General features: G+C 33.7%; 20 protein-coding genes and 1 pseudogene. 11 read left to right on the top strand and 10 right to left on the bottom strand.

The annotated features are described in order from the left end of the window. The first annotated feature begins 41 nt into the window (after positions 1–41). The 5 genes from FVB9532_RS07160 to FVB9532_RS07140 all read left to right on the top strand — a co-directional run bounded on the left by FVB9532_RS07160 (position 42) and on the right by FVB9532_RS07140 (position 4,879). Positions 42–902 carry a diacylglycerol/lipid kinase family protein gene (locus FVB9532_RS07160; RefSeq protein WP_150544528.1) on the top strand — a complete coding sequence of 287 codons (861 nt, stop codon included), beginning with the start codon at positions 42–44 and terminating at the stop codon, positions 900–902. Between the two features lie 129 nt (positions 903–1,031). Continuing rightward, on the top strand, positions 1,032–1,868 hold the full coding sequence (locus tag FVB9532_RS07155; protein ID WP_150544527.1) for a hypothetical protein: 837 nt from the start codon (positions 1,032–1,034) through the stop codon (positions 1,866–1,868). A 105-nt stretch (positions 1,869–1,973) separates the two neighbouring features. Next, entirely contained in the window at positions 1,974–2,510 is a 537-nt protein-coding gene (locus FVB9532_RS07150) for an RNA polymerase sigma factor (protein WP_150544526.1), read from the top strand. Continuing rightward, positions 2,510–3,316, top strand: coding sequence for an anti-sigma factor (locus tag FVB9532_RS07145; RefSeq protein WP_150544525.1), 807 nt, complete (start codon positions 2,510–2,512; stop codon positions 3,314–3,316). Before FVB9532_RS07150 ends, FVB9532_RS07145 begins: the two co-directional genes overlap by 1 nt. Positions 3,317–3,682: 366 nt before the next feature. Further along, positions 3,683–4,879, top strand: coding sequence for an LETM1-related biofilm-associated protein (locus FVB9532_RS07140; protein WP_150544524.1), 1,197 nt, complete (start codon positions 3,683–3,685; stop codon positions 4,877–4,879). On the opposite strand, the gene FVB9532_RS07135 is transcribed toward FVB9532_RS07140, so the two are convergent. Genes FVB9532_RS07135 through FVB9532_RS07125 form a run of 3 tightly spaced genes read right to left on the bottom strand, consistent with a single transcriptional unit; the run spans position 4,876 to position 7,320 of the window. Further along, on the bottom strand, positions 4,876–5,637 hold the full coding sequence (locus tag FVB9532_RS07135) for a LytR/AlgR family response regulator transcription factor (RefSeq protein WP_150544523.1): 762 nt from the start codon (positions 5,635–5,637) through the stop codon (positions 4,876–4,878). The two genes, FVB9532_RS07140 and FVB9532_RS07135, sit on opposite strands and share 4 nt — an antisense overlap. A gap of 13 nt (positions 5,638–5,650) precedes the next feature. Then, entirely contained in the window at positions 5,651–5,956 is a 306-nt protein-coding gene (locus FVB9532_RS07130) for a 2TM domain-containing protein (protein ID WP_150544522.1), read from the bottom strand. A 20-nt stretch (positions 5,957–5,976) separates the two neighbouring features. After that, on the bottom strand, positions 5,977–7,320 hold the full coding sequence (locus FVB9532_RS07125; RefSeq protein ID WP_150544521.1) for a 2TM domain-containing protein: 1,344 nt from the start codon (positions 7,318–7,320) through the stop codon (positions 5,977–5,979). Between the two features lie 276 nt (positions 7,321–7,596). Here FVB9532_RS07125 and FVB9532_RS07120 point away from each other — a divergent pair, with 276 nt between their 5' ends. Further along, positions 7,597–10,302 carry a choice-of-anchor I family protein gene (locus tag FVB9532_RS07120; protein WP_150544520.1) on the top strand — a complete coding sequence of 902 codons (2,706 nt, stop codon included), beginning with the start codon at positions 7,597–7,599 and terminating at the stop codon, positions 10,300–10,302. A 61-nt stretch (positions 10,303–10,363) separates the two neighbouring features. Here the strand turns inward: FVB9532_RS07120 and FVB9532_RS07115 are convergent, their stop codons facing one another. The 4 genes and pseudogenes from FVB9532_RS07115 to FVB9532_RS07100 form a co-directional block, all read right to left on the bottom strand. Then, positions 10,364–10,951, bottom strand: a complete 588-nt coding sequence (locus FVB9532_RS07115; protein ID WP_150544519.1) for a hypothetical protein — start codon at positions 10,949–10,951, stop codon at positions 10,364–10,366. Continuing rightward, positions 10,938–11,408 (bottom strand): annotated as a pseudogene (locus tag FVB9532_RS07110) (RNA polymerase sigma factor). The gene FVB9532_RS07115 and the pseudogene FVB9532_RS07110 overlap by 14 nt, the downstream one beginning before the upstream one ends. Next, a complete protein-coding gene (locus tag FVB9532_RS07105) occupies positions 11,398–12,249 on the bottom strand; it encodes an alpha/beta fold hydrolase (protein WP_228482267.1) in 852 nt (283 codons plus the stop codon). The pseudogene FVB9532_RS07110 and the gene FVB9532_RS07105 overlap by 11 nt, the downstream one beginning before the upstream one ends. 101 nt (positions 12,250–12,350) lie before the next feature. Next, a complete protein-coding gene (locus FVB9532_RS07100) occupies positions 12,351–16,094 on the bottom strand; it encodes a metallophosphoesterase (protein WP_150544518.1) in 3,744 nt (1,247 codons plus the stop codon). Between the two features lie 63 nt (positions 16,095–16,157). Between FVB9532_RS07100 and FVB9532_RS07095 the strand changes: the two genes are divergently transcribed. Further along, entirely contained in the window at positions 16,158–17,360 is a 1,203-nt protein-coding gene (locus FVB9532_RS07095) for a Pycsar system effector family protein (protein WP_150544517.1), read from the top strand. A gap of 323 nt (positions 17,361–17,683) precedes the next feature. Here FVB9532_RS07095 and FVB9532_RS07090 read toward each other — a convergent pair whose 3' ends face one another. Beyond that, positions 17,684–20,053 carry a GAF domain-containing protein gene (locus FVB9532_RS07090; protein ID WP_150544516.1) on the bottom strand — a complete coding sequence of 790 codons (2,370 nt, stop codon included), beginning with the start codon at positions 20,051–20,053 and terminating at the stop codon, positions 17,684–17,686. Between the two features lie 135 nt (positions 20,054–20,188). Between FVB9532_RS07090 and FVB9532_RS07085 the strand changes: the two genes are divergently transcribed. Next, positions 20,189–21,310 carry a redoxin domain-containing protein gene (locus FVB9532_RS07085; protein ID WP_150544515.1) on the top strand — a complete coding sequence of 374 codons (1,122 nt, stop codon included), beginning with the start codon at positions 20,189–20,191 and terminating at the stop codon, positions 21,308–21,310. Positions 21,311–21,390: 80 nt separating this feature from the next. Here FVB9532_RS07085 and FVB9532_RS07080 read toward each other — a convergent pair whose 3' ends face one another. Then, positions 21,391–22,074 carry an SIMPL domain-containing protein gene (locus FVB9532_RS07080; RefSeq protein WP_150544514.1) on the bottom strand — a complete coding sequence of 228 codons (684 nt, stop codon included), beginning with the start codon at positions 22,072–22,074 and terminating at the stop codon, positions 21,391–21,393. A gap of 51 nt (positions 22,075–22,125) precedes the next feature. Continuing rightward, positions 22,126–22,773: a rhomboid family intramembrane serine protease gene (locus FVB9532_RS07075; protein WP_150544513.1), complete on the bottom strand. Its 648-nt coding sequence runs from the start codon at positions 22,771–22,773 to the stop codon at positions 22,126–22,128. Positions 22,774–22,827: 54 nt separating this feature from the next. On the opposite strand from FVB9532_RS07075, the gene FVB9532_RS07070 reads away from it, so the two are divergent. The 3 genes from FVB9532_RS07070 (at position 22,828) to FVB9532_RS07060 (ending at position 26,131) form a co-directional block, all read left to right on the top strand. Further along, complete coding sequence (locus FVB9532_RS07070) at positions 22,828–23,703, top strand: lysophospholipid acyltransferase family protein (RefSeq protein ID WP_150544512.1); 876 nt, start codon at positions 22,828–22,830, stop codon at positions 23,701–23,703. A gap of 78 nt (positions 23,704–23,781) precedes the next feature. Further along, positions 23,782–24,657 (top strand): lysophospholipid acyltransferase family protein, encoded by an 876-nt coding sequence (locus tag FVB9532_RS07065; protein WP_150544511.1) that lies wholly within the window; start codon positions 23,782–23,784, stop codon positions 24,655–24,657. 73 nt (positions 24,658–24,730) lie between these two features. Next, complete coding sequence (locus tag FVB9532_RS07060) at positions 24,731–26,131, top strand: peptide-N-glycosidase F-related protein (protein WP_228482266.1); 1,401 nt, start codon at positions 24,731–24,733, stop codon at positions 26,129–26,131. Positions 26,132–26,393: the final 262 nt, after the last annotated feature.

Genomic DNA, 26,393 nt, shown 5'->3' with positions numbered 1-26,393 from the left:
AACGGAAAAATAAATATTTTTATGCACATTAAAGTATAACTATGAAGTTTTTATTTATTATAAATCCTATTAGTGGCAATGAAGATAAAAGTCACTTATTAAAACTGGTAAAGGCCAAGCTTCGTGAAAAAGATGAAATTGAAATATTTAAAACTTCCGGCAAAAACGATCTTAAGAAATTAAAAACCAAACTTTCAGAAACTAAATTTGATAGGGTTTTGGTAGCCGGCGGCGATGGTACCATAAAATTAGCTGCTGAAGCTATGGGAGAAGACTCCTTGCCTATAGGTATTTTACCTGCGGGGTCAGCTAACGGACTGGCCAATGATTTAAACTTACCCTTAGAACCTAAAAAGTTTATCCCTATTGCTTTATATGGCAAGACCCGAAAAATTGATGCCATCCATATAAATGACCAAATAGGGCTGCACATTAGCGATTTTGGATTGAATGCTGAATTAATTAAAGAATACGAAAGTAGTTCTCTTCGTGGAAAATTGGGATATGCTCTCAATAGCATTAGCACCCTATTTCAAAGCAAAGGTCCGTATGATTTCAAAATTGAAACAAAAGAAGAAACCTTTCATAAAAAAGGGATAATGTTAGCTTTAGCCAACAGTAAAAAATTCGGGACCGGATCTGTTGTTAACCCAAAAGGGAAAATTGATGACGGTATTTTTGAAATTCTTCTATTTAAAAAATTAGACCTCATTGAAATTCTAAAAACCCTAAATGAAGGAAGTGAACTTTCGTCAGATTTTATAGAGTACTTCCCTGTAAAAGAAGCTACTATCACCACCAAACAACCGGTAGATTTTCAAATTGATGGTGAATATTGTAACTCATTACAGGAAGTAAAGGCTAAAATCCTTCCAAAAAAATTAGAAGTTGCTGTAGAATAATCTGACGATTTACTACTAGCGAGGATACAAAATCTTGAAATGCCCAATTTGTGTTAAGCTTAATATAAAATATTTCTTAGATAAGCTTTAGACCGTAACTTTGAATCAAAACAATAAAACCAAATTTTTATGAAAAAAGTAAGCTTAATGTTAGCTTCTGCAATGGTAATTTTTGCTACCTCTTGTAAAGAAAACAAGAAAGAAGCTGAAAACGATATGGAGAATTCTACAATGTCTGAAGAATCTTCTGCCATGGACGATACAGAAAATGGGGAAAAGGAAATAACACTATCTGCTTTAGAAAACTCTCCTGCCTACGAAAATGCAAGTCTTACATTAATTACTCCTACTGAAGATAAAGTAGCAGACGGAAAAGGAATCGATTTTTCTTTTGATGTTCAAAACTATGAGCTAGGTGTACAAACTGAAGGAGCGCAAGAAAGAATGTTGGCAAATTCAGCAAAAGGGCAGCACATTCACTTTATCGTAGATAATGATCCTTATTCAGCTCATTATGAACCAAACTTCACTAAAGATCTAGAACCTGGAAATCACGTATTAGTGGCATTTTTATCTCGTTCTTATCATGAAGCTGTAAAAAACAAAAATTCTTTTGTGGTAAAAAAATTAACCGTAGGAGAAGCTAAAGATGATGAGTTAGGAAATATAGATATTTCTAAACCTCAGTTAATCTACAGTAGACCAAAAGGCACCTATTCAGGAAAAGACACCGAAAAAGTAATGTTAGACTTTTTCCTTTTAAATACAGATCTTTCTCCTGATGGTAATAAAGTACGTGCAACCATTAACGGTCAAGAATTTATGATTGACGAATGGGAACCTAAACTAATGGAAGGTCTTCCTATGGGTGAAAACACTATTAAATTAGAGTTATTGGACAAGGAAGGTAATTTAATTGAAAGTCCTTTTAATCCAGTAGAAAGAACCGTTACTTTAGAAAAATAAGTTCTAATTTTTTTTAAAATTATCAAAAGCTGCTATTTATTTAGCAGCTTTTTTTGTGATGTGATTAATTTTCATATTTTTATAAAAACCACTAACCAAATTTCCATGCAAGAACAGCCCGATGGATTAATTGCAGAACTTCAAGCTAAGAACCCTAAAGCTTTTGAACGAATTTATGAACGCTATTCAGAAAGCACTTTTGGCGTTATTTATAGTGTAGTACGCGATCAACATATAGCAGAAGAAGTTCTACAAGATGTATTCTTGAAAATTTGGGAAAAAGCAGAATCTTATAATTCTTCTAAGGGTAGATTCTTTACTTGGGTATTAAATATAGCCAGAAATGCAGCTATAGATAAAACAAGGTCTAAAGCTTATAAGAACAAAAAGAAAAACTTAACTGCTGAATATTTCGTAGATATCCTTGAAGAAAAAACAAACATCTCCAGCAAAGTAGATGCGATTGGAATAAAAAAATATATTGAAGCACTCAAGCCCTATTGCAAAAAAATTATCGACCTACTTTACTTTAAAGGATTTACCCAGTCGGAAGCTTCTGAGGAACTGGATATGCCTTTAGGTACAATTAAAACCAGAAACCGTAACTGTATTAATAAATTAAGAGAGATTTTAACTGAATAATGGAACTAGAAAAATACATATCTTCCGGAATATTAGAATTATATGTTTACGGTGCTTTACCTGAAGAAGAAAGTTTAAAGGTAACGCAAGAACTTAAACAACATCCTGAAATTCTTAAAGAAGTAGAAGAGATTGAAGCTGCATTAACCCAACTTTCCATCTCAGTAGCTCCCTATAATCCTGAGGCTTTACTCTATACCATTCAACAAAAAATCACTGAAAAACAAAAAGCGGGAGTAATAGAACATCCTGCCAAACCAAGAAAAACAAATTTGGTTCTTTACATTGGATGGGCCGCGAGTATTGCTCTTTTAATTGGTTTGGTAAGTGTAATTAGTGACCGTAATGCGCTAAGGGAATCTTTAGAAGCTGCTAACGTAAAAAATACTACTTTAGAACAACAAATTACAGATGCTCGACAAAGTGCTGAGAAAAACAAACAACTTTTAGAAGTATTTAGGGATAAAGAAATTATTACCGTTCCCTTGGGCGGACAAGAAGTTGCTCCGGAAGCTTATGCTGAAGTTCACTGGGACGAAAAAACCAATCAGATTTATTTAGATGCAAAAGACCTTCCTACCCCACCAGAAGGAAAAGAATATCAAGTCTGGTCGCTTACTTTAGATCCGCTTACTCCAACCAGTATAGGTTTATTATCTAACTTTAGTGAGGACGAAAACAAAATTTTCATTCTAGAAAATCCAAATTCTTCACAGGCCTTTGGTATTACCTTAGAACCTAAAGGAGGTAGTAAAACACCAACTATGGATCAACTTTATACATTAGGTATTGTACAAAATTCATAAGTAAGTAAATTAAACTCACAGATTATTTAACTTGAGTACGATTTCTAACTTAAAAATTCAGTAGCAAGACAAGTCTTGTGTATGATAGTTACCCTCATAGAATAAAAAAATGCCTGTTCAAAAACTGAACAGGCATCTTCAACAACTAACAAAAAACTTGAAAAAACCAATACTTCAATTAATTATTCAGAACAAAAACCATAGCAATTTCTCCCTTCAATAATTATAAAACTGAAACATTAAATTTCAACTTCACCTAGACTTACGTAAGAAAGTTTTTTTTGGTTTTTTATCTTTAAAACTTTAACATTTCCGATAATTTTAATATTTTTTCTTTTTAAATATTTTAGCTGAAACTTTAAACTTATGAATCCCTCTGCCGGTGGTTGGATCAATAAACACTTTCCGCATCTTCAACAAAACGTTTTAGATCAATATTTTTCGGAAGAAAGTTTCTACCAACAATTACAACAAACCGGTTTTATTTATGCGCATAGCACCAAAACACTGAGCTACCCAAACCCATTAAAGATCAAATGGACCATAGAAGAGCTTAGCAAAATCAATCTATTTGATGCATTGGCCTATATCTATTTTTCTGAAGTTAAAAATGCCAATAAACCAGACTTTACTAAAGAAGTCATTCAGTTTTACGAATTGTTGGAGAAAGAATCAATCTGGAAAATAAAAATTTCTTTTTTTAAATCGAAACCGGAAGAAACGCTAGAGAAAATCCTTCAGCAACGAATCCAAATCAACGAATCTTACATTCAGAAAAACTTTAGTCACTTAATTACCAATGCCTTACTTTTTATAGATGTTTTAGCTTTTAAAGAATATTTAGCTCATAAAAAACATCCCAAAGCTTATCTTACTGAGTTGGAAAGTTTAATTACCAACGTGGTGATTTTAGCTTTTCAGAAAAAAACCATTAAAGATAAGTATGAAAATTTGGTGATTAAGCTTTTAGAAAGTTCGTTGCGTTATCATAAAATTCAACCTCAACCTAAAGGTTTTGAAGAACTGAATTTTGAAAACTTTAAAGTCCATCTTGAGCGAAAATATATTTTAGATTTAGCATCCATCACTATTTACAGTGACGAAGAAATAGAAAAGAAAGAATATGCTTTTATTGAAAAACTAGGCAATGAATTAGGTTTTATGACTACTGAAGTAGATGAAAATATCACCCAAATGCTTCAGTTTTTAAAACAGCATAAAAGAGAAATTTCTTATTTTAATTACAGTAACTCTATTCAGCATTTTTACAAAAACACTAACCGAATGGTAAAAGTGCTCATTATGCGAAATAAACACCGTTTGCTTAAAGAGATTTTAGAAAGTAAAGAATTGGTGGTTTTATTAACCAAATCAACTCATAAAGATTTATCTGAAGAAGAAAAACACAAAGTAAAAGAGCAGTTGTTGGATATTTGCAAAACCATTCCGTCTCTGGCTATTTTTATTTTACCCGGTGGTAGCGTTTTGCTGCCTATTCTCATCAAATTTATTCCGCAGCTTCTGCCCTCTTCATTTAATGAAAACAGAATTAAAAAACCTTAATTTCCCAACCATTCTTTAAAATCTTTTACGCGTTCGCGTGCGACAATTATTTCCTGTTCATTAAAATGATTCAACTTTACTTTTAGTCTGCTGTTAGTGTAACTTACCATATCTTCGATGGCATTGATATTCACAAAAAACTTACGACTTACACGGTAAAATTTTTCAGGATTAAGGTGATCTTCTAAACTTTCTAAAGTGGTTTCCAACAAATAACTTCGGTTGTCTTTAGTGTGTAAATAAGTACCTTTATTTTCACTATAAAAACATTCAATTTCTTCTACCGGAAACATTTTTAAATGCTGACCTACTTTTACGGTAAAACGCTTTTTGTAGGTTTTAGAGGAAGTTTCTGCTCCTAGTAGTTTTTTTAGTTCAGAAAGGTTAGCGGTAACTTCATTGGTATTGGCAAATTTGGTTTTAAATTTCTTCAATGCAGCTTCCAATTCTTCTTCATCAATGGGTTTCAATAAATAATCTACGCTATTCAATTTAAAAGCTTTCAAAGCATATTCGTCGTAGGCGGTAGTAAAAATAATAGCGCTTTCAATATCAATTTCTTCAAAAATTTCAAAGGAAAGTCCGTCACTTAATTGAATATCTAGAAAAATTAAGTCGGGTTGTTCATTTTCCAACAGCCATTGAATGGAATCATTTACAGAATGTAAAAGTTTTTCTACCGGAACATCCTGTTTTTCAAGCATTCTTTCCAATCGCCTTGCCGATGGTTTTTCATCTTCAATAATTATTGTTCTCATAGTTCTTTTAAAATTATTCCCAACGCTGTTGTGTGTTTTCCTCTTCCTCTAAAAACTGCTTTAATTTTTTCTCTTCCCATTCTTTGCTAAAACCGGGATTAATCCTAAAAGCGTGAGCGGCGTTAAATAAAAGCCCTATTCCCCAACCGGCCAAGGACCATAGCATCCAAGGATAAGTATTAAAACCGTGTCTAAAATTTATAAAGGCTAATAAACCATTGACAACGATATAAATAAAGAGGTGAACATAAAAGTCCCGTAAATCTTTTACTCGTTTTTTTGCTTCAAAATAACGTTTTTCTTTGTCTGACATTTCCATGCTAATCAGTTTTTAAGTTACTACTTTTCTTTTTCTTCCATAAATTGTTTAATCTTTCGTTCTTCCCAATCTCTAGAAAAGAATGGATTTCTATCGAAAGCTTCCATATACTGAAATACTAAGCCTATTCCCCAGCCTGCAGCAGCAAATAAAAACCAAGGAAAACCAAATCCCATCGTGAACCAATTGATAAAAGCTAAAAACGGAATCACAATGATATAAGCGGTTAAACTGGAATAAAATTCTTTTTGTTTTTTCACCATTTCTCTGGCGCGGTCTAATTTTTTGTAATCTTTCATATCTACATTCATTTTTGGTTGTTTTTTAATGAAACTTAATTGTTTGGTTAAAATGGGTAACTTCACTTGAAAGGAAGTTTTATCTTTTTCTATGAATACTTTTCTATCTGTCAATAAATGATAGCGTTGCTGAATGTTCATTAATCCATAGCCGGAGCTTTTCCCCAATACGTTTTTAGTTTGAAGGTTATTTTTTACCACTAAAAATCCTTTTTCTTCTAAAATTGAAATATGTAAAGGGTTTTCTTCTGAAACAATATTATGCTTAACCGCATTTTCTAATAATAACTGAAGGGATAATGGAACTATTTTAGCTTGAACATCACTTATATCTTCAGGAAAAGTATAAACAATACTGTTTTCAAACCTCATCTTCAGCAAACCAATATAGCGTTTAGCAAAAGCTAATTCATCTTCAATATTTACGAGTTCTTTATTTTTCTGCTCTAAAACGTAACGATATACTTTTGAAAGTGACGTAGTAAACTTTTGTGCTTGGTCCGGATTTTCTTCGATTAAAGAAGTGAGTACATTTAAACTATTAAATAAAAAGTGCGGATCTAACTGATTTTTTAAGGCATCGAATTTTGCTGAAGCCGTTCCGGCAATCAATTTCTGTTCAGTTACTTTATTTTCCTGTATGGATTTATAGAAATAAAAAGCGTGTAGAAAAAGACTAACAATAAGCGAAAGCAAAAACGGAAAGAAATACGTACTAATCGTTTCTTGTTCTAAAAATTCAGGTATCGTTTTGCTTTGCTCAATAATCACTAGGTGAATCACCCTACATAATCCAAAAGCGATTAAGGTGACAAAAGTAGAACCTATCACCCCAATAGCAAACCTTTTTTTACTTTCGGTTTGCCAATCGTATTTCCTCTCCAACCAAACAAAATAAACGAAATTGAAAAGGGTAATTAAGAAGCTATATGAAAATTGAATCAATATCTTTTTCCAGTAAAAAAAAGCAGTATCAAAACCATTAAAAACAAATTCTAACAATACAATAAGTGCTGTAACTGCTAGTGAAATTCTAAGTAATATTCTAAAATGTTTTGTTTTCATTGAATAACTAATTACTGGACAAATATCATTTAAAAGTAAAATGAATGAAAATAGAATTGACTCAATTGTACTATTTAAGGTACGAAATGTAAATATCTTTTCAATTTAAAAAGAAAGCAGAAAACGAAAACATTAAATAAATGTTTAGAAAAGGTTACAGAAATTCTTTAATGACCGCTTTTTGCACTAAAAGTAAAACTTAGTTAATTTTTAATTCAAGTGTTTCATCTCCCTAGAAATTAACTTTACGCAAATTTTAAATTAACATTTATTTTTATGAAAAAAGTTTACTTTGGTGTTTTACTAGCACTTGTATCTTGTGTCTCTTTTGCACAAGAAGCCATGATCACTGGTTATGTAGATTCTCCCTGCTCCGGAGCTGCCGGTAGGGTACTTGAAATTTACGTTAATGGTACGATAGATTTTACAGGTTGGGCTATAGGGAGACAGTCTAATGGTAATGTAGATGGATATGATACCAATTTGGATATTTCAGAATTAGGTACTATTACTGACGATTTTGCTTACATTACGAACGACGAAGCCATTTTTGAAACTGAATTTGGAGTAATGGCTCATGTAATTGTAAATAATGGAATTAACTCTAATGGGAATGATGCTTTTCAGATTGTAGATAACAACTCTAATGTGATTGACCGTTTTGGAGAAGAGTTTATAGATGGTTCTGGTACCGCTTGGGAACATACTGATTCTTACTATTTAAGAAATAATGGTGAAACCGCTAATGGAGGAAACTTTGATGCCTCTAACTGGACATTCGGAGCTTTAGATGAATTAGATGATCAAGGTATTTGTAAAGGAGGTACCCAACTTAATCAATTAGTTGCTTTAGGTAGTTTTATGCCGGCACAAGATTTACAAGAAATTAATTTTGATGAAGATTATGTAAGTGTTAATGAAGGTGCAGGTTCGATTACTGTAATGCTAGAGATCTCTGATCTTCCTGCTACAGATGCTACGGTAGATGTTTCAATATTAACTTCAGAAAGTACAGCTGTTGCCAATCAACATTATTCATATACTGGCGAAACGGTAACTTTTACAACTACAGGAAGTACTACGCAAACCATTACGATCAGTATACCAAACAACTCAGATGCTGAACCAGATACACTTTTGGCATTAGAATTAACCAACGTAACTAATGCTGAATTAGGGGAAGATATCGTGAGTGTAGTTTATATTTTAGATGATGAAATGCACGCTCCAACAGCACAAGAAAATTTAGGAATTACTTTTGGAACAAGCTACGCTATTGAAGGAGATAATCCCGGATCTGAAATTGTTGCGCACGATCCAGAAACCGAAAGATTATTTGTATTGAACAGCGGGAATGCTTCCGTAGAAATTTTAGATTTCAGCAACCCTTTAAACATTTCATCCATCAGCACTATAGATCTTTCAACTTATGGTGACGAAAGTACAAGTGTTGCTCATTACAATGGTATCGTAGCAGCCACCGCAGTTCCTGAAACTGTTGGTGAAAACGGAACGGTTATTTTTATGGACACCGATGGTAACATCCTTTCTACAGTAGAAGTAGGTGCTCTACCTGATATGATTACTTTCTCTCCCAACGGAATGATGCTATTAGTTGCTAATGAAGGGCAGCCCAATGAAGACTATACTATTGATCCAGAAGGTTCAGTTTCTGTAGTCGATTTAACCAACGGAGCAGAAAACTTAACACAAGCTAATGTTACTACCTTAGATTTCAATGCTTTTGATGCACAAGAAGCTCAATTGAAAGAAGACGGTGTTAGAATTTTTGGTCCTGGGGCTAGTGTTTCTGAAGATTTAGAGCCAGAATACATCACAGTTTCAGAAGATAATACGAAAGCTTGGGTTACTTTACAAGAAAACAATGCAATTGCAGTGGTAGACTTGATTAATCTTCAAATAACCGATATCTGGCCTTTAGGTTATAAAGACCATAGTTTACCGGAAAATGCGTTAGACACCTCTAATAAGTTAGATGTAATCTTTATGGCAAATTGGCCTATCAAAGGAATGTATATGCCAGATGCTATAGCCAATTACACAGTTAATGGAAATACCTATTTTGTTACGGCAAATGAAGGTGATTCCAGAGACTATGATGCTTACAGTGAAGAAGTAAATTTAGATGATATTACGTTAGATGCAAGTATATTTAATAACCAAGCCTTTTTGGAACTTAAAGAAAATCTTGGGAAAATAAATATTTCTTCTGCTTCCGGAGATATTGATAATGATAACGAATATGAAGAAATATATGTTTTTGGAGGGAGATCCTTTAGTATTTATGACGCTTCTACAGGAACCCAAGTATATGATAGTGGGTCTGATTTTGAAAGAATTATTAAAGAAGATCCTGTTTACAATGCCATTTTCAACGCTAACGATGATGAAAATAAGTTAAAGAACCGTAGCGACAATAAAGGTCCTGAACCGGAAGCTGTTATTGTCAAAGAAATCAATAATACTTTCTATGCCTTTATTGGTTTAGAACGTGTTGGTGGCTTTATGGTTTACGACATTACCAATCCTAACGCTCCAGTTTTTGAGGGGTATTATAACAACAGAAGTGTTACTCCTGGAGAAGATAACATCGAAAACTTAGGAGATTTAGCACCGGAAAGTATAGTATATATAGCTCCTGAAGACAATGCTGAACAAAAAGGATTAATTGTATTGGCAAATGAGGTGAGTGCTACCATTAGTGTTTATACATTAAACAATGATGTGCTTTCCACTAATGATTTCGAGTTAGCCACTAATAATTTTGTTATCTATCCTAACCCAGCACAATCAGAAAGAGTATTTTTTAATCAACCTACAGATTATACACTTTTTGATATTCAGGGAAGAAAGTTACAAGAAGCTTCTCAAGCCACTCATATTAACGTGAGTACGTTAACCACAGGAACTTATTTGGTAAGAAATGCCAAAGGACAAGTGCAAAAATTGGTAATTAATTAATCCAAAAACAACCAACTACGAATAGTTTTAACTAGAAACAGGGAGCAATTGCTCCCTGTTTTTATTTTAACTGATTTTCAATTTTTTGCAAAGCATTAATTATATGATTTAATTTTTCATTTTGCTTCTTTATAATCCTAGGCTTAAAATACAACCAATTAAAAGCAAACCAAACAATTACCACACCATAAGTTATCACTATTCCTTCTAAACTCATTCTACTTGCATATTCATACATATACAAAATCACGCCTAAAAAAATAAACAACAAATACAAGTTAATACCTTTGGTTTGTAGCATTTTTTGCTTTTGTTTAAAACTTAATAATTTTTTTAAAAATTGCTTGCTTCCTATCTCTTCTGAAGGTTGTATAATTAACCGGTAAGCATCATTATAATAAAATAAATATACAAGCATTGTTAAAATAGCAATCACAATCCCCAGTTTAGTGGAAATATATTGCGGTTGGTAATACCACCAAAGAATACCAATAAAAATACAAGTAAGCAATAATATAATATTAGCTTTCAAGTTTTTAAACTTCTCTTTTTTAGCATATGATTTTGCTTCAGCTAAAAAAGTTTCATATTCCTGATGAGGAACTTTTTGTTGGCTCCATATATTTTTTAAATCATTAAACTCTTCCATTATTCATCAAGTTTAAAAGTTTCTTTTTAATGCGATGTATTCTTACCCGAACGTTGGCTTCTGTTAAGCCTAAAATTTCAGCAATTTCAGCTTGTTTTATTTCTTCCAATGCTAATGAGATTAAAATTCGGTCGGCCTCTTTTAATTTTGCAATAGCAGCATATAACCGATTGACTTCTTCGCTATTTTCCGTTGGTAATTCTTCAGGAATCGAAAAGTTAAGTGCACTTGTTTTTCTCGTTTTTTGCCTTTCAATATGTCAAAGACAATGGTTAGAAGCGATTCTGAAAATCCATGTACTTACAGAACATTCATTTCTAAAACCGGGTAAAGCTTGCCATACTTTTATAAAAGTTTCTTGTGCTAAATCTTTAGCAGCATCGTGATTATTACTATAGCCTAAACATAGTCTAAAGATTTTATCCCAATAGGTTTTATAGATTTCTTCAAAAGTCATTCTCTTCTGCTAAAAATTCATTTAGTTTAGAAAAATACCAGTCTTTGTCATCATACATAATAAAATGCAACCCTTTATTGGCATAAACTAGTTTTTTATGAGGTAATGATTGATATTGTTTTTCGATAACATCTTTAAAATTAACAAAATAAGATTCTAGTAAAACATATACCGGAATTTCAATTTTAGCTATTTTTTCCCGTAAATCTGTATTGTAAAAATCACAGTACATTTTAGCGAAAGTAGTTCGATTAGAAGCCAAACTCCATTTCAGGATTTCGTTAGCTTTATCGGTTTGTGTAGTCATTTGCCGAGAAGCTTGTTGTTGCATTTGTTTAAAATCTTCATCCTTCATAGACGTAATCTGTTTAACATTTGTACTACAATCGATATTTTCTTTAGACTGAAAAGAAGGATTAGACATTGCCGCTAAACAAGGTAAAGCATCTATGATGATTACTTTAGAAACCAACGTAGGATAATCTGATGCCAAGGCCATAGCTAGCCCCCCTCCCATACTATGTCCTACCAAAATAGGTTTTTCAATATTCTCTTGTTGAATAAAACTTGCCAGTTGTTCTTTCCATAGCTCGAAACTTGCTTCTTTTTGAGACTTTACACCGGCAAAACCGGGCATGGTCAATTGGTAACAGGTATATTCATCTTTTAATTTTTCTACCGTTTCATCATAAACTTCTCCAGAAGAGGCAAATCCTGGAATGAACAGAATCGTCTTACTCGCATTTCCTTCTTTTTCAACTTTAAAACCGTATTGAGCCTGCACACATAACTGACTAAAAAGGAAAAAAGTGATCATTAAAAATTTAATGGTCTTCATCATAATTATATTTTATTATTTTCCCTTTTGATACGAGTTCCAAGAAAATGTTACAAAAAAAGCCGACAATTTCTTGTCGGCTTTACACATCTATTTATTTTCAACTAAAACCTAAACCCAAAACCAAAGCTAAACCTTACGCCGTCTTCTCCGGTAAATAGATTAAAGGTACCATTTACAGCTTCAGCGCTGTTAATCCAAATACCTCCACCTATATCATTATGCCAACGTTCACTGTGTTCTCCATCTAACCAAACACGACCTACATCACCTCCCCCAAAAATTCCGAACTCAAAAGGTAAAAAGGTAGTTTTAAATTCACCTAAACTATAACGGAGATCAGCAGAAGTAGAAAGTGCAGATTCCCCAGTAAACCTTTCTCTTCGGTACCCTCGTAAACCATTATTTCCTCCTAAAGTGGCCGATTGATAAAACTCATAATCGTCCCCAAAGTTTATATGGGAAATCAATTGGGTTCTTAGCACCAATTTTCTACTTCTAATCATCGCATTATAAAATTCGATCGAAGGTTTAAGGTAAGCATACTTGTTTTCAGTTTCTTTGGTATTCATCTTCGCTCCAATACTTAGCTCAAAACGCATCCCATTGGTTGGGTTTAAGCGATCGTCATAACTTTCATAACGGTAAGTTCCATCTAATCCGAAAAAATATTGTCTTTCAAATTTTTCGGGTTGATTTACTTGTTCTATATAATATTCATCTATAAAGCGATCTCCGGTCTCTTCTACTTCAACAGACTCAAAACTTGCTTTATAACTAAAGAAACTACCAAATGGGCTTTCTCTTACCAAGCCAACTTCTGCTCCTATTCTACTTAATTTCACTCGGTTAAAATCAAAGTTTTTATTTTCATCACGATTAGGATTACTGGTAGTATTCCCTAAACCAAAAAAGTTTTGTGCATAATTAGGACTGGTAAACCACGCACCAACTCCTAAACTATACTTCCCTACTATTCTTGCAAAACGGGCATCGTAATTAATATCGTAACCGCCCGTGGCAAAATAATAACCGGCTCTTAACCGATGTCTTGAAGTAAAGGGATCGCGTTTAAAGCCATAAGTTGTATAAATACCCTGTACTCCTAGCTTGACACCATCATCCGGATTATAACCTATCCCCGGTAAAATTACTCCATCACTGTATATTTTTTTGTCTTTATTAAAAATGTTCTGTTCATAATTATCAGACAATCTCACTTTTGCATCTCCCGCTTCATCAAAGGTATTGGGTTTTGACTTATAGTCGTAGATTTTAAGCTTTTTAGCATTCTCTATTTTATAAATATCATTGTTCTGTCCACCAATAAGCCTTATATAAATATTAGAAGGATATTCTTCTCCTTTTACGGTAAAGACATCATCATCATCTAAGCCGTACACCCATAATTCTTTGGTGTACTTTTTATCATAAGTTTTATCACTTACTAAGTATTTTCGTTCTCCCTTGATGTTTCTAAAGATTTTGATATTCGTTTTTCCATCATCCAATCGGGTAATATCTATAAAATCATCTTTATCGGTTCCTGTTACAATAGAAAGTTTAGCCAATACTTTATAATAACGTTCAGCTATATCTACGATGTTTTTTCTTCTCGCTTTCAATAGCTTTTTTATTTCTACAGTAGATTCGTCTTGCTGCACTTCTATGGGAAGATCTTCAAAAGCTTTATCGATGACTTCATCAGTAATATGATCTCGAATGTATTTCGCTTCTTCTATCCAGGTTTCCCTTCCTTGATTTTGAATAAGTGAACGATCTAACCCGATGGCTGCAGTATTAAACCATGAAACATCATCGATATCTTCCCCATATTCACCAAACTGCTTCGCAAAACCGGTAAGTCCTTTTAAAGTGGCGAAGAAAGCACCATCAAAATTTGAAAAAACCTGATCTCGATCTCTAGGAATCGGCTTAAAATAATGCTCACCATTTTCTGTTTCAAATTCTGCCCAACGCCATTGGTCGTTGTGACGGTCCCAGTCGCCTACAAGCATATCAAAAATTCTAGCTCTGATATAAGCGGCTTCATCTAAACTATATTTTTCATCCCGTCGAAGCCTATCAAACAACCCGTCAGTACTTTCGATATCGTGGTTGGGTTTTCCAAAGAATTCGGCATCTAGCCAATGCTCTTCGGGACGTTCCACAATCATATAGATATCATTCCCATATTCTTCATTGTATTTTCCTAAGGCTTTTTGTTTAGGCAAATAAATAATTTTAGGATTGGTATGATAAATATTTGCGGCACCAGCTAATTTAGGAATGGCCATAAACGCATAAGGATGCGAAGCGGTATAAAAATCTTCCACCGCATCTTCTGCTAAGGTATTTTGAAATTTACGTTCTACAGATTTATCTTTAAAAGCAACGGTTTGTAAAAACTGAACCGCACTTTTCTTTAACGCTCTAATGTTATATTCCCTTCCCAAACTATCTCTTACACGAATTGATTTGGTTTGGTGCCCACCACCGGCACGCATTACTTCCAATCCACCATACAGTGTATCTAGCAACGCTACTTCTGCTTTTATTTTTTTACCGTATAATGAACGGTAGTGATCTCCCCAAAGGCTTTTATAAACATCACTTTTATCGGTGTCTTCTTGGGGATAAATAGAAACTTCTACTTCTTGAGGTAAGTTAAAAGGATCGGGAATAGAATCCATTTTAAACTCTTTTTCTTTCTCGAAAACGGGGGTTTGAAATAAGAGCTTTGGTTTGTTGTTTTCACTTCCGTAGAAACGTACCCAAGACGATTTATCTTTAAAAACATCATACACAGCAAATCCTTGTCCTGGATAAGCAAATACCCCATCATTTCTCAAGCTGGCATATGAGCTTTTAGAACCTGAACCGGAAATAAGCTGGTGCAAGCCATCGTGTAAAATATATTGTAAGTTATGCTCGTGACCAGAAATATACATCACCCTTTTATAATCTTTGGCAATGGTTTGTAAACGATCTCTAAAGGATTTATAACGTTCATTCTGTGCATCTTGAATAGACACCCCTCCGGTAGTTCTAATGAGCATCGCTAATGACCCCAAAACAGGCATGGGAATCTTTTTTTGGGAAGGATATAAATGACGATTAAAATGATAATTCCCGCCATGAACACCATTCGTATACATGGGATGGTGAAGGGCAATAATTACATTTTTATTTTGACTTTTTTTCAGTTCAGTCTCCACTTCCGAAAATAAAGCTTCCCGTGTTTTTATTTCAGGACAATTATCGTTGATTAACGGATCGTTATCCCAATCTTCTAAATACCACTGCGAATCGATAATAATCATCGTAAGTTCATCGGTAACATCTCTAATGGTAAGACCACAACCCGGGGTAGGTTCCCAAATATCTTTTTGTTTGGTTCTTCCTTTAATATATTTGGCTTGTTCTTTTACGCCTTTTACGCCTTCTACATACCAATCATGATTCCCGGGAATAAATAATATTTTTCCATCATAACCTTCTAAAGCATCAATTTGAGCATCAATCCTGTATTCAGATTGTTTACGCATAGGATCTCCTTCACTGGGCATTCCTGCCGGATAAATATTATCTCCTAAAAAGATGGTATAAGAATCTTTAGTTTCTACAGAATCCAATAAAGATTTAAATGCCTGAAGACCGGAGGAAGATCCACCGGGTTGAGAGTAACCGGCATCACCAATTAAAAAAAAACGCTGTTCTAATTCTTTTTCTGAAGGATACCGTAAAGAATCCTGAGGATAATCTTTATTAATCTTAGGTTCGAAAGTTGCGCAAGCAGATAATAATAAAATCCCTAAAATTGTTAGAAGTATGTTATTTTTCTTCATATAAATTAAATCGTCATTGAATTTTCACTAATTTGGGATGGTTATTAAAACACATCGATATTTATGGAGAACACTGTTGATACAGATAACATACTTGAAAAAGCAGATCATTTTGTACTTAAATTATTTACAGAACAACTGCCCAATACTTTCATTTATCATAATTACAATCATACACAGCGTGTGGTTAAAAGTACTAAAGAATTAATTGAAAAATCTCAAATTAATGTTAAAGAAGAAAAGGCCTTAATACTCGCTGCTTGGCTTCACGACACAGGTTACACCAAAACTATAAAAGGTCATGAAGAAGAAAGTGTTAAGATTGCTAAGGGCTTTTTAAAAGAAAATAATGAGTCTGAAGAAATTATTCAGCTTGTTGAAAAATGTATTTTAGCTACCAAGAAAAGTGTGACTCCGGAGACTAAATTGGAGAAGATTATAAAAGATGCCGATTCTTCCCATTTAGCAAAAGAATATTTTGAAGAAACCACCGAATTTTTAAGACAAGAATTAAAGCTGCATAATGTAAAATATTTCACTCCTAACGAGTGGTTAGAGGAAAACATTAGAATGTTTACCGAAGAGCATCGTTTTTATAGTCCATATGCTATTGAACATTGGCGCCCTAAAAAGGATGAAAATCTTTTAGATTTATTAGAGTCGCAAAAAAAGCTTAAAAAGAAATACGCCAAGGAAGAAGCGAAAGCAAAAATGAAAGCTCGTTATAAAAACGATAATCCTGAGCGTAGTATTCAAACCTTATACAGGACTACTTTACGAAACCATATTAAGTTAAGTGATATAGCAGATACAAAAGCTAACATTTTATTATCGGTTAATGCGATTATTATCTCACTGGCCTTGGCAAATATTATTCCCAAATTAGATGCGGCTTCCAATAGGCACTTAATGTTCCCTACCCTAATTATGGTTTGCTTTAGTGTAGCTTCTATTGTTCTTTCGATTATGTCTACTAGACCCAATGTCACTAGCGGAGAGTTTACAAAAGAGCAAGTAAAAAAACGGGAAGTAAATGTACTCTTCTTCGGTAACTTTCATAAAATGCCATTTGATCAATACAATTGGGCACTTAATGAAATTATGAAAGACAAAGATTATGTGTATGAGGCTTTAACGAAAGACTTGTACTATTTGGGAATCGTGCTGAACCGAAAATATCAGATCCTTCGGTGGACATACACCATATTTATGACCGGAATCATCATTTCTGTGATAAGTTATGTGATGGCATTTTGGTTAATGTAATTAACTACTTATCAGAAAAAATGAAAATTTTACTTCAAGATTTCAATGAAGGAATTAATTGCTTATTTGCTAATAACAACCTGAGAGTTCTATATAAAGTTTTTTGCAAGCATTTTTGATTATTGAGTATATTTTCAAAGAAAATTGGTATCAAAATACTCCGAAAACAGAAACTCCGATACAAAATCTTTTGCAGAGATTTCAATCAGTTTCCGAAGTTTTCTTAAATCGGAGTCAGGTAAATAATAGATAAGAAATATCGCCACCCCAACTAATCATTAGGGATGGCGATATTTTAATTTTTTGATAATTACGTTTTGAGATTAATGCAATTGTTCCATTAAATCTTCATACGTAAGTGTTTTTTTCTCTGTTTCCTGTTCCTTATAATAAAGAACATTTACGCGAATAGCTTTTAAACCAACCACTCCTTGTACATCTTCCAGCTCCACTAATTCTACTTCATCCCCTACGTAGTTTTTCTTTTGTAGGTATTCAATATATTTTAAGTATTCCCGCTCATCCGATTTTTGAGAATAGATAATCGCTATTTTTCCTTTTTGGGTAACGCGTTCTTCGGTATTTTTAATATAAGCTTTATCAATACGCTTTTTAATGATTTCGTATCGGGCGTTATATGTACCATCTACGTCAAACTTCTTTTCATCCATACGGTAACGGATGGAAAGTGTAGAACTAAATACTAAAATTAAAGAAGCGGCATCTAGCTTTAAAGGCAGGTTTTCTTGAACGTGATAGAATTTATTTTCCATCTCACAAACTACCTGCAATTGCCAAAGTCTAATATTGTGTAAGTAAACCCGACTAAAGGTTTTGTTTTTAGTCATCGATTCACCAATATAGATATTGTGATCTACCCCATCGGTCTTATACCTTTCAAAATAATGAGGGAATATTTTTTGTGCTTCTACCTGCTTTCTGTCGATATAGCGAGCTAAAGTTCTATTTATTCTTTGTACAGTATCGTCATAATTTTTACGCTGATCGTATATTACACCTGCATCTTTATCTACACAATTATTGTAGTGCTCGATCATCTGCACCAAAACATCCGATTTTGTCTTGAAATGCTCAATAAGTGGATTGATTTCTTTATGAATAAAATTGACTATTTTCTGTTCACTGGAAGCATTTAGGTTTTCCTTTAAGTCTTTGATGTATTTATTTATTCTGAATTTAGTCTGCTCGTAAATAGGAAGTGCTTCTTCTTCCATGGCTTTATCTACCATTTGAACAATCATATTCAAATGTTTCAATAAATCTTTTTGAATAGCTATGTTTCGTTCATCGGAAGAACCTACAATATCAATCTGACCGTAAAGTGGAAAAATGTCTTTAAAAGCAATATCCCGGAAGGAGGAAACACCGTCTTTATCTAAATCCCTAATATACCGTCTTGCTTCTTCTTCAAAAATCCATAAAACACTTGGATGAATTGAAGTACATTCACTTTGGATAACTGCTTTTATACGGTTTTCAAAATCTGTTCTGTGCCGCTCTAAGGCTGTCACAATATAAGGTACAATGTCGTCTAACTTAACAGCATTAATACTATTGAGCTCATTTTTGTTATAAGAAACCAACTCCAATACGGCTAAAAGATCGTTATCCTTTGCTACCGGAGCCAAGATGCAACTTTTTACATTTTGATCTATAAGGTTTTTGGCAAGAAAGCTATCGGGATTCTTTTTTTTATAAGTATCGACATTGGAAATAGCAAAATATTGATGCTTTTCAATAATGGTTTCATAGGCATGTTCACAAAAAGCCTTTTTACACTCTACTTCATCATTATCGTTTAAAATAAAGCTGCTTACTTGTGTTTCATCCATATGGGAAAAGTCTGCTTCTTTACTATCAAACATTGTAATCCCAACCCTAAGCTCCGGATTTTTATAGATAGAACGGAAAATCTCGGTAATCCCTTCTAAGTTATCCTCTTTAGGGATTTTATTGTTGAGGAGCTGAGTTTTTAAATCAGATATACCATCATCTACTGTCACATCAGTGAGATTGGTGATTATAAAGCCTCTAAACACCCAACTTAGCGGTGGAAATTTTTCCCGCCAAAGTTCTATATTATCTGTATCCTGAAGTAAGATATCTACATCTTCATCGGTAATATCAATAGCCTTATCGGTAGGTTCAAACTCTATAAAATCTGCATTAGAAGCAATTCTGTAATGGCGCATAATTCCATTTTCATCAGGAATATCGTAATAAAAAGGCCGAGTAAAATCGATATTATATCCGTAGTATCCATTCAAAATTAAAATACAACCAAACACATAATCGGCTTCAGATGTAAAGTTTCTAATGGTAGGCTCAAAATCCTCTCCGGCATTTTCCAATATCTCCTGAAAACGCTGGGTTTTATTAAAAAGATAATTTTGGTGTGGAAGTGATGCAGCTTTTATTTCATTATTCGTTAGAATATTAGGAAATAAATCATCTAAAAGAATATGAATTGGCTCTAAATGCTCTTTTATTTCTTTTTTGCTGTCAAGACCTTCCTCTAATTTAGGGTAAGACTTTACATAATCCAATACACTTTTCAGGTAATTTTTAGCAATAGGATTTTCTTCCTTTTTTGCACGTTCCCGATAGGCATCGATTACTTTTTTAAAGCTAACTTTAATTAAAAAAGGAAAGTCTTGATTTTGAGTTTTCATCACTAAATTTTAAATAATAACAAGGTAATTCATCTAAAGGCAACACAAATAAAAAAGATAAAAATTAACAATACTTTAGAAATTTGTCCCTTTCTTTAAGGTTGCCTACTTTTGCAAAACAAATTTAAACTAAAAATGAAGAAAATAACATTAGGATTATTAGTGGCATTAGCTTTTTCTTGCCAAGATCAAAAACCTGAACATATTACTTTTAAAGGTAATGCAGATAATATTGAAGATGGAACATCGGTTTATCTTTCTCAATTGGGAGAACAAGGACAGCCACAACCCATCGATACGATTACTGTAGAAAAAGGTAGTTTTGAGATAGATTTACCGGAGGTAGATTTTGAAACCTTAAATATCCTGAGAATAGACGGTGCTAGGGGGAATATTATTTTTATCAATGAAAATGAACCGATTACAGCTACTATCTACAAAGATAGTTTAAGAAGTTCTGAAATTAAAGGAGGCGACTCTAACAAGCTATTCAATGAGTATGTTTCTGAAATTAAAGAAGTAAGGTCTGAGATGCAAAAAATGGTAGCTGAATACCAAAAAAACAATCCTGATCTTCGCCAGAATCCTGAACTCATGAAAGAAATTCAGGAAAAACAAAAAGAGCTTCAAGACAAAAACTCAGAAAAATTTAAAGAAATGGTGGCGAACCATCCTAACTCTTTAGTTTCTGTTTTAATCTTATCTGATATCATCAATGCTAAATCTGTAAGTACTACAGAAGCTAAAGAATTGTTTGATAATCTTTCTGAAGATGTAAAGAAAACACCTATTGGAAAGCAATTAGATGAAAGCTTAACGAAAGCGACCGCAACTGCAATAGGAAGTAAAGCGCCTGATTTTTCTGCTCCCACTCCTGATGGAAAAGAATTATCTTTAAAAGATGCAATGGGAAAAGTAACCATTATCGACTTTTGGGCCTCTTGGTGTAAGCCTTGTAGAATTGAAAACCCAAACGTGGTAAAACTGTACAATAAATACCACGATAAAGGATTAAACATCTTAGGTGTTTCTTTAGATAAAAACGGACAAAAAGACAAGTGGTTAAAAGCTATTGAAGACGATGGTTTAACCTGGCAACATGTTTCTAACCTAGAATATTGGAAAGGTCCGGTTGCACAAATGTATAGCGTATCTTCAATTCCGGCTACGTTTATTTTAGATGAAAACGGAATCATTGTCGCTAAAGACTTAAGAGGTGATGCCTTAGAAGCTAAGATTGCTGAAATGCTTCCATAAGCTTAAAAATATACTAACAAAAAAATCCCGATTCAGTTGAATCGGGATTTTTTTATTTGAGCTATTTATCTAACCCTATTTTACTGAATAATCGCAAAATTTACAGTTACCTGAGCCATAATTTCCATCTCTCCTACCGCTAGTGTTTGATTACCTGAGGCACTACTTTCTTTCATATCCACCATACGCATCATTTGAGGTTGTGGGTAATTACCAGTAGAACTTTCGCTTATAAATATTGGAGCTCCTACTTTCACCCCTAAAGCCTCTGCATATTCTTCTGCCTTTGCTTTGGCATTTTTAATGGCTTTTATACGAGCTTGAGATTCGTATTTTTCCATTTCTGAAGATTTAAACTGAACACTGTTAATACCATTAATTCCTAATTCCAATAGTCCCTGGGTGATTTTGTCATACTGAGAAACATCGGTTAATAAAATAGAAATACTTTGGTTAGCTTGAAATAAGTAAGTTTTGGTATCGTACTTATAACTTTTAGCCAATCTTATATATTCTGTTTGAATATTTTTTTTATCGATCCCTTCTTTTTTTAAGTACTTCAATACCGCATCAATCACTTCATCGGTGCTGGCTTTTACTTCTTTGGCTGTTTGGGCTTCTTCATTTACATTTACCTGAATAAGGACTTCATCGGGGACTACTTTTACTGTTCCTTCGCCGTTTACAGAAATTCCACTCGGTTGTTCCTGCGCCACTACTATCGTGGCAAAAAGTAAGGTGCAGGCTAAAAATAATTTTTTCATAATTTGATTTATTAATTGTTTAGTAAGGGTTATCCAATAAGGATACCAAACTTAAATTTTACCGGTTTTTTGTAAAATAAATAACACTATTAGCGGGATTAAAAGCAAAAGTGTCATTAATAAATTTTCGGTAACTACTGATGGATTTAAAATGATGGTGATAAAGTAACCGCCCATGGCTCCTCCAAAGTGAGCATCGTGGCCAATATTACCTAAACGCTTTTTCATTCCATAGATCGTAAAAAGCAAATAGCCAATTCCGAAAATATAGGCAGGAATAGGAATAATAAAAAATAAGCCTAAGGTCATATCGGGTCTTAACAGAATGGCAGCGTATAAGATTCCCATGACCGCTCCACTAGCACCTACGGCGGTGTAATAATCTTCATCTTTATGAAAATAGAGCGAAAATAAATTTCCTAAAATTAAGCTTCCAAAGTAAATAATGAAAAAATTGAGCGTTCCCATATGTAGTACAACCACTTCAGAAAAAATATAGAGGGTAAACATGTTTACAAACAAGTGAGTTACATCTACGTGTAGAAATCCCGAAGTGATAATGCGTAATTGCTGCCCTAATTTAATGGCTCCCACATTAAATTTATATTTGTCAAAAAACAAAGCATCATTAAATCCCTTTAAAGAGACTACTGCATTAATCCCAATAATTATTAAGGTAACCAGTTCTAAATTTCCCATAGTTCGTGTTTGTCTATCAAAGATACCATATCTTTGTAAAAATTTTTATTTTTCATGCAAAGATTGGGATTTCTAGCGGTCTACCCTCTTTTGTGGTTGATTTCCATTTTACCCTTCCGGCTTTTTTACTTGTTTTCAGATCTGGTATATTTTATTATATACTATCTTGTTGGTTATCGAAAAAAAGTAGTCAAAGCAAATTTAGAATTAGCTTTTCCTGAAAAAAGCAAGGAAGAAATCCATTTAATTCAAAAAAAATTTTACCACCATTTTTGTGATATGTTTTTAGAAATGGTAAAAACCATGTCCATTTCAGACAAAGAATTAAAAAAACGCTTCTTGGTTAAAAATCCGGAAGAACTTAAACGCTTAGAGACATTAAACAAAAGCCACATTATTTTATTGGGACATTATGCCAGTTACGAATGGGTAAATGCGCTCCATTTTTATGGATTAACTTACCAAGCGTATGGTGTTTATAAAAAGATTAAAAATGAATATTTTGATGATCTTATCAAACGGATAAGAAGTAAGCACCATACCACGATGCTGGCGACGAAAGAAGTCCCTAAACAAATATTAAAAAATAAAAAAGCCGGTTTACTTTCCAGCTACGGAATGATTGCCGATCAAGCTCCCAAAGGAGCTATAGCGAAATACTGGCTCCATTTTATGGGAAAAGAAGTACCTGTTTTTGTAGGAGGTGAAGTATTGGCCAAACGATTGGATTTAGCCCTGACTTATTTACATATTGAAAAGGTAAAACGTGGCCACTATACGGCTGAGTTTATTCCCTTAGCAGACGATCCTCAAAAGTATGAAGAGTTTACGTTAACCGACAAATACTTTCATTTATTAGAAGAACAAATAAGAGACCAACCCGAGTATTATTTATGGTCTCATAAACGTTGGAAACACGCAAAAAATTAGCTGGTTATTTATAAATATTTTAATTTTAGCTTCTTTTTTTTAATAAAAATCTATATTTGACGGCTTATCATTCTTTTTATGAAAAAAGCTGTTTTTTATTGTTCTTATCCTCTACTATGGCTGGTATCTAAACTTCCCTTTCCTATTTTTTACTGGGTGTCTGATGGCTGCTATCTACTGGTTTACTATTTAATTGGTTACCGTAAAAAAGTAGTTCGGAATAATCTTCAACAATCTTTTCCGCAGAAAAGCCTTTCAGAAATCAAACAGATTGAAAAGAAGTTCTATAAACATATGTGTGATATCTTTTTAGAAATGATAAAAACCTTATCGATCTCTAATAAGCAACTTAAAAAGCGTTTTGTTTATGAAAATATTGAAGAGCTTGTTAAATTTGAAAAAGAATGCAACGGGGCAATAGTGATGTGTGGTCATTATGCCAGTTATGAGTGGGCTACCGCCATTAACTTTTACGACACGCATAATAAAGCTTATGCAATCTATAAAAAAATCAAGAACAATTATTTTGATAAGCTCATCAAAGATATAAGAGCAAACCTTGGGACTACTTTAATTACCAGTAAAGAGGTTATCCCAACCATGATGAGAAATAAGGTAAATCACCAAAAAGCGAGCTATTATATGATTTCCGATCAATCTCCCAGAAACACTAAAAACGCGTGCTGGGTAGATTTTATGGGAAAGGAAACTGCTGCTTTTACCGGATCTGAATCGATGGCGAAAAAATTAGGTTTTGGTATTCTTTACCTGCAAATCAGAAAGGTGAAACGGGGCTATTATTCAGCAAAACTAATTCCGTTGACGGCTACCCCTAAAGATTATGAAGACTTTAAAATTACCGAAAAATTCTTTCAGCTACTCGAAGCACAAATACGTGAACAACCTGAATATTACCTTTGGACGCACAAGCGATGGAAGCATAAGAGATTTTAAACAATCTTTTCACTATTAACGATTTTTAACTTATTTTAGCTAAACTAAAACGTTTAACTCTAATAATAGTTTAATGAAATACAAAAATCTTAAAACATTATCCCTACTTATTTTGATGGGCTTCTTGGTGAGTGCAACTATCATGTCTTGTAGTGATGATGATACTTCAGAAAATAAAGAAGAAGTTCCAGATAATACAGATGATGGTGAAAATGAAGAAACTCCAACCCTAAGTTTTTCTTCCACCACCTTAACTTTTGAACAAACAGAAATTGCAAATTCTACCCAAAAAGAAGTAACACTTTCCGGAGAATACCTTTCCCAAGAAGTTTCTTTGATGACCTCCGGTGATTTTACGGTAAGCGTAGATAATGAAAACTTTAATGATGAAGTGATTGTTTCCCCGGACGACATCAATAATTCCATGACCATTCATGTAAAATTTACACCTTCCCAACTAGGAGAAGTAACTCATACCCTAAGTGTGACCGGTGCAGATTTTGATGAAAAAACAATCAACTTGAATGGCGAAGGCATTGTTGGAGAAGAGACCATTCAAACCTTTAATAGCACCAGATTGGCATTTGGTGATGGCTATAGCCAAACCGCTACCCAAGCTTTTGATTTACCTGCCGACCCTACACTGATCTCCAACATTAAAATGTATGTCAAACTCAGATGCCCGGAAGTAGGCTGTGACGAATGGGATGTATATGCCAATGTACGAGTAAAAGATGATGCTTCCGGAGAGTTTTTTGAAATGGCACGTTATATTACCCCTTATTGGAATGATAACAGCCAATTACCAAGAGGTTTTGAATTTGATGTAACCGATTTTAAGTCGCTCCTCACCGGTAATACCGAATTACAGATTAAAACGGAATGTTGGAATGACTTAGGCTATTTAATCTCTGTAGAATTTGATTATGAATACGGAGAACCTGATTATCCGTATTACGCTGTAGAACGCGTAATGGCTTATAACAGCTCCTCTATCGATGGTGTTCCTTATGGGGTAGCTCATGATTTTGATTTGGATAAATCGGTGACGATTCCTGAAAATGCGGAAAGCACGCATTTAAGAACCATTATTTCCGGATGGGGTCACGCCACTCCTTACGATCCGGGAAACAGACCTTGTGCGGAATGGTGTTTTAGAACCCACCATATTAAAATTAATGGCGCACCTGCTTTTGAACATTACATGGGTCCTATAGGTTGTGCTCAAAATCCCGTGAATAATCAAAATCCCGGAAACTGGACACCTGATAGAGCGGGATGGTGCCCGGGGATGGAAGTACCTACCCGTATCGATAACTTTACCGAAGCTATGGCAGGTAATACCTTTACCTACGAATATGATTATGAAGATTGGACAAATAATGAACAGAATGGTGATGCTTATTATGCCACCAGTACGTTTGTCGTGGTAAAAAGCAATACCGAAATTGAAAAACCTACCGTAAACGACTAAAAAATAGTTTGTAACCATAAAAAAACGGCTTTTCATTTAGAAAAGCCGTTTTTTTATGAGATAGTAGTTTGACACAATAAGTGCCTTAAGAAATTAAAAGTAGTCAGTTCGAGTGATTTTGTGCAGTAAAACGAAACAAAATTGTATCGAGAACCGAATTTTAACTTCAAGCCTTATTCTCGATACAAAAATCTTAACCGATTTTCACTCGAATTGATAGGCTTGAAGTCAAGTAACAAAAAGAAATACGGGTTAGTATTTC

Origin of the sequence: Mesonia oceanica (assembly GCF_902499555.1) — a bacterium.
In the GTDB taxonomy this organism is placed as follows: Bacteria; Bacteroidota; Bacteroidia; order Flavobacteriales; family Flavobacteriaceae; genus Mesonia; species Mesonia oceanica.
The sequence above is the reverse complement of the archived record's forward strand: the minus strand, read 5'-3'. Positions and strand labels throughout refer to the sequence as shown.